12 protein-coding genes are annotated in these 11405 nt (G+C 41.5%); 10 read left to right on the forward strand and 2 right to left on the reverse strand.

Going from position 1 to position 11405, the window contains the following annotated elements:
- Positions 1-121: 121 nt before the first annotated feature.
- From B4K11_RS13075 to B4K11_RS13115, 9 genes are all read left to right on the forward strand, one after another.
- A complete protein-coding gene (locus B4K11_RS13075; RefSeq protein ID WP_292950581.1) occupies positions 122-1168 on the forward strand; it encodes an ion channel in 1047 nt (348 codons plus the stop codon).
- Between the two features lie 151 nt (positions 1169-1319).
- Complete coding sequence (locus B4K11_RS13080) at positions 1320-1673, forward strand: hypothetical protein (protein WP_292950582.1); 354 nt, start codon at positions 1320-1322, stop codon at positions 1671-1673.
- 54 nt (positions 1674-1727) lie between these two features.
- Positions 1728-2366: an O-methyltransferase gene (locus tag B4K11_RS13085; protein WP_292950583.1), complete on the forward strand. Its 639-nt coding sequence runs from the start codon at positions 1728-1730 to the stop codon at positions 2364-2366.
- The gene (locus B4K11_RS13090; protein ID WP_292950584.1) at positions 2366-2773 is read left to right on the forward strand and encodes a hypothetical protein; all 408 of its coding nucleotides are present in this window, start codon (positions 2366-2368) and stop codon (positions 2771-2773) included. Before B4K11_RS13085 ends, B4K11_RS13090 begins: the two co-directional genes overlap by 1 nt.
- Positions 2774-2839: 66 nt before the next feature.
- On the forward strand, positions 2840-5215 hold the full coding sequence (locus B4K11_RS13095; protein ID WP_292950585.1) for a YdbH domain-containing protein: 2376 nt from the start codon (positions 2840-2842) through the stop codon (positions 5213-5215).
- Positions 5216-5268: 53 nt separating this feature from the next.
- A complete protein-coding gene (locus B4K11_RS13100) occupies positions 5269-5469 on the forward strand; it encodes a YnbE family lipoprotein (RefSeq protein ID WP_292950586.1) in 201 nt (66 codons plus the stop codon).
- A gap of 14 nt (positions 5470-5483) precedes the next feature.
- Positions 5484-5828: a YdbL family protein gene (locus tag B4K11_RS13105; protein ID WP_292950587.1), complete on the forward strand. Its 345-nt coding sequence runs from the start codon at positions 5484-5486 to the stop codon at positions 5826-5828.
- A gap of 80 nt (positions 5829-5908) precedes the next feature.
- Entirely contained in the window at positions 5909-6451 is a 543-nt protein-coding gene (locus B4K11_RS13110) for a disulfide bond formation protein B (RefSeq protein WP_292950588.1), read from the forward strand.
- Positions 6448-7509: a lipid A deacylase LpxR family protein gene (locus tag B4K11_RS13115; RefSeq protein WP_292950590.1), complete on the forward strand. Its 1062-nt coding sequence runs from the start codon at positions 6448-6450 to the stop codon at positions 7507-7509. The genes B4K11_RS13110 and B4K11_RS13115 overlap by 4 nt, the downstream gene beginning before the upstream one ends.
- On the opposite strand, the gene B4K11_RS13120 is transcribed toward B4K11_RS13115, so the two are convergent.
- Positions 7504-9342, reverse strand: a complete 1839-nt coding sequence (locus tag B4K11_RS13120) for a sensor domain-containing phosphodiesterase (protein WP_292950592.1) — start codon at positions 9340-9342, stop codon at positions 7504-7506. The genes B4K11_RS13115 and B4K11_RS13120 overlap by 6 nt on opposite strands.
- 128 nt (positions 9343-9470) lie before the next feature.
- Between B4K11_RS13120 and B4K11_RS13125 the strand changes: the two genes are divergently transcribed.
- Positions 9471-11129 (forward strand): diguanylate cyclase, encoded by a 1659-nt coding sequence (locus B4K11_RS13125; protein WP_292950594.1) that lies wholly within the window; start codon positions 9471-9473, stop codon positions 11127-11129.
- Between the two features lie 84 nt (positions 11130-11213).
- On the opposite strand, the gene B4K11_RS13130 is transcribed toward B4K11_RS13125, so the two are convergent.
- Positions 11214-11405 (reverse strand): hypothetical protein (locus B4K11_RS13130; RefSeq protein WP_292950596.1); only part of this gene is annotated, 192 nt, incomplete at its 5' end.

Raw genomic sequence — 11405 nt, forward strand, 5'->3', positions numbered from 1 at the left:
GGGAGTCCATCCCATTTCCCTAGTCTTACATAGTAGCTATTCTCTCTACAGCAATGAGCTTTTGGCGTTTTCAATGTAAGCGATGTAAAATCTCCTCCTATCTTATTCATTTTAGGGATTTATGTACGTTTTCAAAAGCTTACGCAAGCTGGTCTACCGCCACTTCAAGAATATGAAGCTACCCGCGGTTTTAGCCATGCTACTACTCTATGGGTTGAGTAGTTGGTTTTTGCTGTATATAGCCAAAGAAGAGACGCTCATAGGGGCAGACTTCATCTATTGGTTGATCGTAACAGCCTCAACCGTTGGCTACGGTGATCTATCACCGTCAACACCTCTAGGTAAAACACTTGTTGCCTTCTACATTATTCCTGTAGGCCTAGGCATGTTTGCACTAACCGTCGGTAAACTTGCTGCCTTCAGCGCCTTCCAATGGAGAAAAGGAGTTATGGGTCTTAAAACACTTAATTTAGAAGATCATATTGTAGTCCTCGGCTGGAATGAACAGCGTACACTGACTTTATTAAAGCTGTTAAAAACAGAAGCTTTAGATAATAGAAACAGAGACGTTTGCTTATGTGTCGCCGGTGAATCTGAAAATCCAATGCCTGGCCAAATCGAATTTATACGCAGCACATCACTGAATGATGAAGACGGCTTACAACGGGCATGTATTAATGACGCCTCCACTATTATCATCGACTGCACTGAAGACGATCAGACCTTAACAGCGGCATTAAATACTTATAACCACAACCCTAATGCTCATATCATCGCGTATTTCCGTGATGAGAGTCTTAGCCTGTTATTAAAGCAACACTGCCCAACCATCGAGTGCACACCCTCAGTCTCGACAGAGATGATGGTAAAATCAGCTATGGATCCAGGTTCGAGTATTCTTCACCACGAGCTACTCAATGCGACAACAGGTATGACACAGTATTCCGTCGTTATGCCTGAAAACCTGCCCGAAATTTCTGTACGCGATCTTTATGTACCACTGAAAGAAAATTATGGTGCGACGCTCATCGCGGTTGATCTTGATAGCGATGGAAAACCTGAAGTTAATCCTTCACTAGAAAAGAAGATAAAACCCGGCTGCACACTTTATTACATCGCTCAGAGCCGACTTAAAAATTTAGACTGGGCTGCGATTACCCAGCGATAATTAAAAATACAACGGCTGGTTTGCAGATATGCAGCCAGCTAGCTGACGTCCATCAGAAAAGCCAAAACCTAATCACACAAACGTTGTCACGTTTCCTTCCTAGCGTCATATTATAATATAGTCCGCCGTGTAGATTTTTAGAGGTCTCTCAATGTTAAAAACATCGATAAAAAGAGTGTTTAAAAGAACAGTCCAGATTGTCCTATTATGTATCACTCTGCCTGCCCTCGCTGAAGACAAGCAAACCTATCGAGTCATTGATAGCAGTTACAGCGTTTGCCAAACGCTTGATCAGTATAAACAACTACTTCGCTGGTCACTTTACGGCGTGGGTACACCACCACAAACAGGTTGCCTAACTGCACCTGCGAATGCAAAAGCAATTATCAAGCAGTGCCCAGAAAGTGATATTATTATCTGCCAGTTTGAACTGACCCCAGAAGATGGTGGTCCAGTACTCAACGTTTGGGCAAGTAAAGTCATTTTAAAACCGGTAACACCTTAATAACCTCAAACAGCGTTATTAATTAAGTTACTCCCTATAGATAGAGAAGATCACGTGGAATTTTTGGTAAACGAAGCAGTAGAAGATTACGCCTTTCAAAGCACAACACCTGAGCCTGCACTGCTTCAGGAATTAATTGATGAAACCAATAAAAACATGGGCTGGCCACAGAAGCTATCAGGTCGATTAGTGGGGCGTACTCTCAAGCTATTAGCCCAACTTCATCAACCCAAAAATGTCTTAGAGATCGGAATGTTCACAGGCTACTCAGCCCTATCTATTGCTGAAGGGATGCCAGAAGACGGTAAAATAATCTGCTGTGAAACTAACCCACGCGCGATCGAATTTGCACAAACCTTTTTCGACAGAAGCCCACACGGCCACAAAATCGAAGCTATTTTTGGTAAAGCGATTGAAACCATCGAAACACTGGATATGAAATTAGATTTTACCTTTATCGATGCGGATAAACGTAACTATCTAAATTACTACCGTAAGGTGCTAGAGATGACTCGCCCTGGTGGCTTAATAATTTTGGATAATATGCTGTGGTCCGGTAAAGTTTTACAGCCTGAATCCGATATTGACGATGTTCTCGTTGACCTGAACAAAGAGATCGCCGCAGACCCTAATGTGGAAAACTTATTCCTAACTGTTAGAGATGGAATGAACGTTGTTAGGAAAATCCGTTAATGTTCTATTTAATCAAAAACCAAGCGAGTGATCAGCCAAGGCTTGAGCGTATAGAAACAAGTAATGCACTGATTGATTCAGCGGATTACGCGATCTCTACAGCAGGTGAGTTACTTGATCTGTATTTAGATACCGATAATGCATCCCCTTTAATGCCTATCATTACTGAAATCCGTAATGAAATTATCGAAGACCTTGACCAAGTAGGCTCCGTCAAAGAGATTTACGGTCTGATGTATTGGCTGCTGGGTGATCAAGGCATCGACAACCGCGGCGAATCACTTGAAGAAACCGCTGATCGTCTAGGCGATATAGATATCGAAAATGATTCAGACCAATATGGAACGCTAATATTCCACCTAAAAGATGCCGTTGAAAGACTCTATGACCTAGAATTAGAGGATTAAAATAGAAAAATGGAAAGCTGCATTTAAACTTGGATTAATCAGCATCAGGTATATAAGGGAGGCACTATGCAAAAGCGCACGAAGCTATATCGCTGGCTAGTGTCTCTCAGCCTATTTTCATTACTTGTTTTCCCCTTATGTCTCTACCTGTTATCTCCGATAATTGCGCAAAAATCCCTTGAGCATTGGCTATTACAACAAGGTTTTTCAGATGTCACCTTCGCCATACAGCATCCACGCTGGAACCGTCTGCATGTGGATAAACTTGAGTTAACAAAACGATCCCCCGATGAAGAGCTACATGTAATTGCTAACAATGCTCAGATTCACTTTAACCCCGTAACCCTTTATCTACAGCAACAGATAAAATCGATAACACTACCTTCTACATCGCTCTCCATTACCTACTTAACAAATCGCGACACGCGTAATAAAGATCATAACTTAGACTTACAAAGCCTTTTACCCGAACAATGGTTTGAAAAAATACCCACTGATACTGTCGATCTACAACAGTTTGAACTGTTTGTTAAAGGCCCTACAACGACAAATGACTGGGCATTTAACGGTAATCTAAGCTTTGACAAAGAGACACTGCAAACCCAGATAAACGCTAAGCTAAATACTCAGTCGATGGGAACGGTAGAATTAACGCTCAACAAGCAAAACCGGATTAATTTTCGCTTATTAGAAAATGAATCCCCTCTGTTTACACTCAAAGGAACCTTCATACCCTACCCCGATAAGATTGAGTTTGATTCGCAGCAAACACTCGATATCACTCAACTACGCCTCTGGTATGAAGCACTCCAACCCAATATAGATGCGCTTTTAGGCAACGAAGAAACATTAACGAACACGCTCCCCAATATAAACGGAGCCCTTCAAAGCCAAGGACTCACGAGCCTTCCATTAGAATTTACGCCAGCTGCGTTCATAGGCCATGTACAAACAACACAACAGTTTAAAAACACGCTACTGATCACATCGCCTGTACCCGAAGTAGGCATGGCCAAAATAAGCACTGAGGGAACGCTTCGCTATAAAGGACAAGAACTTTCAGTCTCAATAAGTCCTGAAAGCAAATTATCAGCTCATGATGTAAAACCTGAGAGACATAGCAAACCCATCAAAGAAATTAACTTAGCGCTCCAAGATGAAATAAACCTCAGCATCAACCTTGCACAGTCGATGCTAGACAAAAAACTGAGCCTGCAATTAGATCCATTTGATTTTACCCTGCACTCCACCGACATAACCTTACCAAGGTTACAGATAAAGCAGATAAAACTGGGAATTAGCCTGACCAACATCAATCTAGGCAGCACTCTAGATGCGTTAACCCTAAACGGGACAATAGAAGCACCTTCAGTAAACCTGAAGTTTGATAAAAAACAGCAACCCATTCTCAAATTAAAGAATCATTTCTCCTTAAATAAGCAACGGCTGACACATCAATTTAATCTAAGCACCAAAAATCTACCTATAGAGGTTAAAGGGCAAGTATCGACCTATCTCCTATCAAAGAACACCCGCTTTAATTGGTCAACTAAACCGATAAAGTTATCTACAATAGATAAACAGATGAGTAACTTTATTCCTATCCCTCCTCAGTTAAGCCTACTTTCAGGCTCCCTATTCCATAATGCACAGGGTGAATGGAAGCATGGAAAACTTACTCTTCAAGCCAATAACAGTATTCGTCAAGGCAGTGTTAGCTGGGAAGAGTCGCTTGTTGAGCAGATTGAGTTTGATTCAAAAACCCGCTTATATGCCTCAGGGAAAATAGTTGATACAGGCAAGATTAAGCTAGGAAAGGTTACAACGGGTATTAAGATTAACAATATAGATTCAAATTACACTTTTACTCAGCAATCCAAACGTAGCTTAGTCAAACTCAAAACACTGCAAGCGGAGCTACTTGGGGGGCAGGTTAAAGTTAAAGATGTTCAATTCGATCTTCTTAATCCAGAAGTTAAAACACAGATCGATATTGAACGGTTAGATTTAGCAGCCATATTAGAACTGGAGCAACAAGAAGGGCTATCCGGTGAGGGGCGACTCTCTGGCAACCTCCCGATGCATTATAAAAACGGGGAATTAACCATTAATGATGGGTACCTCAACAGCTTAAGCCCTGGGGGCAAAATTGTATTTACCCCTACCCAATCAGTTGCCGCCTATGCGGCAACCAACATTGGCCTTAAAACCGCCATTGAAGCCTTGGGAAACTTTCACTATCAACAGTTAGATATTAAGCTCGATTATTTAACAGACGGAACTGCATTACTAAAAACACGTTTAAAAGGTAATAACCCTGATTGGAATAAGGGGCACCCTATCGATTTCACAATCAATATTGAAGAAAATGTACTTCAATTATTAAAAACTCTGCAATTTACGGATAAATTGACGAAGACAGTTGAGAAACGCTATCGTTGAATAATCAGATTATAAACAGCAGCTTAGTAGCTAGCCTAAATTGAGGAACCAACATGAAACTCACCTCACTACTTCCACCCTTAGCGCTACTCCTTGCGTTAGCAGGTGTTAGCGGTTGTTCACCCCGTGTTGAAGTTGCTGTACCCAGCGAACCCATTACGATCAACCTCAATGTAAAAATAGAACATGAAATTCTAGTTAAGGTAGATCGTGAGATTGATGAACTATTATCCGAAAATAGTGATATTTTCTAACGGGAGATAAAGTGATGAAACAACTAAAACTACGTAACATTTTTGCTCTATTTACACTTTTACTCTCTCTAGTAGCAGCTCCAGCCTGGGCACTGTCTAAAGATGAGGCCAAAAACCAAGGTTTAATGGGTGAGCAGCATAACGGCTATTTAGGCATTGTTACTTCAAGCCCATCGGCAGATCTTAAAAGCTTAGTCGCACAGATCAATAAAAAGCGACGTGCGGCCTATGTTAAAGGTGCCTCTAAATCGGGTGTTGAACGATCTATCTTTGAACTACGCATGGGGCAGCGTTTACAAGAACGCTCTCCTGCTGGGCATTACATTCAATTGCAAAACGGCAAGTGGAAGAAGAAATAGCCTAAAGGTGTTTATCTGTACATGAAGCATACTACATATTATTGTACGTATGCTTTTTGTAGATAACCCAAGAGTGCTATATGGCTAATAAAGATCCAGTCTACCGCCGCTACAATACCCTAGGCTTTTTTATAAGCCTAGCGGCTATCGGCTACATCATACTCAACCTTCAGCCCTCTTCCGCACAATTTAGCAGTCCACTGATTTCAATATCTAAGCTCATTATTCTAACGAGTCTGCAATTTTTTCTGTTGGCTATTGTTCATAACCCTTTACGTATTGGACAGCGTATTTACGCCATCTTAAATATAACGCTCATCTCTGCAGGCGTAGCAGTTACTTCTTATCATCTGTGGATACAATCGTCTCTGGCTGAAAACCCCAAAACCGGAGATGAATATACTCAGTGCCACCAGCCCATTGAAGAGCTATTCGCAAGCCAACCAAACCTGTTAGGTAAGTTAACGGAACTCGTCCATGCCTCTACATTCTGTCCTGTCAGTTCAATGGAACAGATGACGATTGGTTCAGCTGAACAATGTCTAATCCTATTTTTAATTCTCATGCTTATCAGCTGGAAAAATCTGACTCGGAAGCAAAAAATCAAAGGTTCTTTTTTGTGAATACAGCTATAAATTTCATTGCGACAATTCTTTTAACTTTGTTCACAATTTCCCCAGCCTATGCCGAATCCAAAACACCTTGGACGCTAAATCTGTATTTTGAGAATGACCTCTTTTCAGAAACCGATCAAAATTATACTAACGGTATTAAAGCTTCATGGGTGTCTCCTAACGTAGATGATTATTTAGAGGATGAAAGGCTGCCACAATGGTTAAGAGATACGAGCCCCTACCTCCCCCTATTCGACCCGAGCGATAAACGTTTAGATGGATTACAACGTAACTTAGTGATCAGTCTTGGGCAGCAAATATACACCCCTGAAGATGTCCAAATGACAACCGTCGATCTCGATGATAGACCTTATGCAGCTTGGCTCTATACAGGCTTGGCTTATCACAGCCGAACCCTAAACAAAATGAATACAGCAGAGCTAAACCTCGGGGTCGTCGGTCCAATGGCGTTAGGAGAAGAAGCGCAAGATTTCATACATGATCTTCGCGGTTTTGAAAAATTTAATGGGTGGGATAACCAACTTAAAAACGAACCGGGATTCCAATTAGTCTACGAACATAAAAACCGCATATCTAAAGGGCAATTGGCCCCGTTTTTAGAATATGACACGATTCTTCATGGGGGCGGAAGTTTCGGCAATGTTGCAACCTACCTCAATGCCGGTGGTGAATTTCGACTAGGCTGGAACCTACCTCAGGATTTTGGCACGTCTGCACTTCGTAGCGGGGGTGATAATAGCGCACCAGGACTCGGTGGAGGAAGGTATCAACGTGGTAGCCGAAATCAGAATGTTGGCGTGCATGCTTTCATTGCAATGGATGGTCGCTGGGTACTCAGAGATATATTTTTAGACGGCAATACGTTTCGCGATAGCCACTCTGTCGATAAAGAGGAACTGGTAGGTGAAACGGCCTTTGGGGTGGCAGCACTCTACCGCGGCTGGAAACTCTCTTTTGCAAAAGTACACCGCAGCAAAGAGTTCAAAAAGCAGCCTGAAGGACACGCATACGGTTCAATCAGTTTAAGCTATTCTTACAGCCTATGACTTTTGATCTATCATTAATAGATCACTTAAGGGCATAGGTTTGGCGTAGTAAAATCCTTGGACAAACTCACAATTTGCCTTAGTAAGGTACTCAGCCTGCAGCTTGGTTTCAACCCCTTCAGCTACCAGCTCAATCTCAAGCCCTTTAGCTAATCCAATGATAGATTGTGTAATACAACAATCATCTTCGGAATGAGGCAGGCCATCCACAAACGATTTATCCACTTTTAGCTTAGTTACCGGCATATGCTTTAAACGTGATAATGATGAATACCCAGTACCAAAATCATCAATAGCCAGTCTTATACCTAACTCCGACAACGCGGCCAACTGTGCTCGAACTAAAGCCGAGTCCTGACTAATCAATTCTTCTACGATTTCTAACTCCAACGCCTCCGGGAGGAGATCGAACTCATTCAAAATATCTTCTATTTGCTGAGACAGTTGCGAGTTATATAGCTGTTCAGAAGAGATGTTCACAGAAACCCAAGCAATCGAACTGCCTTTATCATGTAAGCGTTTAATACCACCGGCAGCCTGTTTTAACATGTAGCTGCCTAAGCGCTCCATCAAACCCAATTTCTTTGCTGTAGGTAAAAACTGCCCTGGTGGGATAAGACCTCGGGTCGGATGCTGCCAACGAACCAATGCCTCCAGACCAATAATTTTTTCATTCTTGGTGGATAGAATAGGCTGATAGTGCGCAACCAGTTCGCTGTTATCCAGTGCAGCAATTAACTCATTCTCAAGTGAACGCTTACTCTGCAACTGCTCCAACCATTCCAGAGAGAAATATTGCACATTGCCACGAGACTCACTCTTTGCTCGTTGCAATGCGATCTCGGCACAACGCATTGGGTTTACCTGCCCACTACTCTCCGTCGGATAAATCACAACACCAGTGCTAAAACTGACACTTACCAACGTATCATCTTCGGTTTTAATCGGGTTATCAGTGATCGTTTTTAACTTATTATTCAAAAGATCTAACTGTTCAGTATTTTTTAAATCTGGCAACCAGATACCAAACAGGTCACCTCCTACCCTAGCCAAACGACAATGGTAAGGCTGTGTAACAAACTCCAACAAGCGCGCCAGTGCGATTAATAATGAATCGGCAGTTTTGTTACCATGGTTATCATTAATAGATGCGAAAAAATCTAAGCCCAATAACATCAAAACACGCGTTCTATCAGGATCCAGTTCCCCTTGAAGATCAAACTCTAATCTTTTCTGGAAGTTGTTACGTCTCTCTAACCCGGTAAGCGAGTCATATTGCTCTAAAAACTCCAGCTGCTCACGATCTGTTAACCAGTTTTCATGCTCATTAATCATCGAAATGCTATCAGCTAAAGACGCTACATAGGATAACTCTGCTAAGTCCCAAACTCTGGCATCCCCCACCTGCTCTAAGCACACAACACCGTGCAATTTTCCCGCAGCATAAATAGGCGCATCAAGCATTGAAGCAATACCATTGGGTATCAAATAGGGCTCTGTAAACTCAGATGTTCGGGGATCAGTAATCGCATTATCCGCATTGATAATACGATCCTCAGACATAGCATTAAAATATTCGGGGAAGTCTGCGCGTTTAAGTTCAGCACCTTTAAAATAGTGATCCGTTTCTAAGATATAGAGCACTTCGCAGACTATTTCTTGATTATCCTCGCTGAGCTTCCAAACACTAACTCTGGAGGCACCCAGCTGCTCAGCACAAGCACGGGTAATCCGCTTCAATTTAGAGATACGAGGGTACTCAATAAACCCGGCTCCACGACTTAATGTCATCAAAGACTTATGCAAACGGACTAACTTATCAATCGATGGCATGCGCAACCTTTAATTCAAACAGAACTAGCACCAAACTTATTATCCATTATAGCTTCTAACAATAGAGTTATTGTCTAAAATAACCTTACAATCTATTTTGATCTGATTTATGACTAAAGGCGGTAGTAATGAAACTGTCGAAAAAGCTTTTTCTCATACAAGTAACCTTCTTTATCCTTCTGATGAGTGGAGTAGTTCTGACAATTATTATCTTTGTCTTGCCTGAAGTACGTAAAATCGAAACACAAAAGCACCTTGATAGTCTTTCGAGAGTTGAACAAGCGCTAACTAACGAGCTTGAGCATCTCGCTGTCATGGCCGTCGACTGGGGTGAATGGGACGATACTTACAATTATTCTATCTCGCCCAACACTACTTATGAAAGTTCAAACCTTCCACTTGCAACCCTTGCAGATTTGGAAATAGATTTATTACTTATCCTAAACAAGCAGAACAACGTAGTATGGAAAATGACTTCAGATGCGCTTTCCAATGACGAGACCATATCTCCCCTCTTCCTTAATAGATGGAACGCTCAACACCCTCTTTTACAACACCCGACGGAGATCGCAACACAAGGAATTTTCTTAACAAAAGCAGGGCCTCTGCTCATTGCACGTCAACGGATTTTAAATAGCCAAGGGGAAGGCCCGGCACAAGGTTATTTATTCTTTGCTAAAAAATTGTCCCAATCGCTTACTAATAAAATTGCAGATAAAATTGCAACGCCTTTCTCTACTAAAGTTGTGACTAGTTCCGAACTAGTACCAAGCCTCACCTTTATCGACAACAACCAAACTCATGCTCAAAGTTCAATTCCCTTAATTAATTCCGATAATCAGGTTATTCAGATAGATATATTTCAAGCTCGACCTTTCTATCTACAAGCCCTTAATGCCATAACATATTCACTGGTTGCCATTCTTCTTATCGGTATCATCTCGTGTCTAGTGACCTACTTTTTGCTCAAGAATATATTAATAAACCCTATTGTTTTACTGCAAAAACAAGCGGAGATGTTCAAAAAGCATGATGGCAACCAGCCTTTTAAACTACTAAAGCGCAGTGATGAACTAGGGCAGCTCTCATCTTCATTTGTCTCAATGGCAAAAGATCTTTCAAAAGATTGGGGAAAACTACAACAAGAAAAAAAAGATTACCGAGATGCGAGCTATACAGATGTTTTAACCGGTTTAAAAAACCGCCGCTATCTTGAGGACTACTTACAAGCCCCCAACACTTGGGTTTATGACGATGAATGGGCGTTTTTTACCATCGACTTAGACCATTTCAAAGCAATTAACGATAGATATGGTCATGATGTAGGTGACATAACACTTCAACAGTTTTCGGAGTTACTCAAAAAAAGCTGTCGTGATAAAGACATTATTATCCGTAGCGGTGGCGAAGAATTTATCGTACTTTGTCATCAAACCAGTTCTGACATGGCAACAATAATCGCAGAAAGGCTACGTCACGAAGTAGAAAACTTTAATTTCGGACGTGAAAACCACTTTAAAATCACCTGCTCTATCGGCTTATTTATCATACAAATCTATTCCCGCGAGTATGGGTTGAAACATTGGAATAGTATGCTAAAAGTCTCAGACCTCGCTTTATACGCTGCCAAAAATAACGGCCGTAATACTTGGGTTGGCTTAGAATGCTTAGAGGAATGTTCAGAAGGTGTTTACCCTAAAGAAGGCATCGATATTCAGCGCTGGCTTTCTGAGAAAAAGCTTAAACTCCTCACTTTAAATAAATCGCCTGAGGAGTTCTGTTGGTAATCCGTTAAATTAGGACAAAAAATCATAAAAAAGCCGTTCCTGAAGGAACGACTTAGCACACTTAAAATCAGTACATGTAAAAAACTAGAAGCTCGCGCTCACACGCAACCAAATATTTTGGCCTGGCTCAGCCACCTGTACAGGGTCACTATCCAAAACATAGTCACGACTTTCATGAAGTGTGTAATCTTTATCAAATAGATTATCTACACCCATTGCAACCACAAAACCATTATTAGTCGTATACTCACCATGGTAAGACCCCAAAATTCTAGA

Origin of the sequence: Neptuniibacter sp. UBA6509, from assembly GCA_002435145.1 — a bacterium.
Taxonomy (GTDB): Bacteria; Pseudomonadota; Gammaproteobacteria; order Pseudomonadales; family Balneatricaceae; genus Neptuniibacter.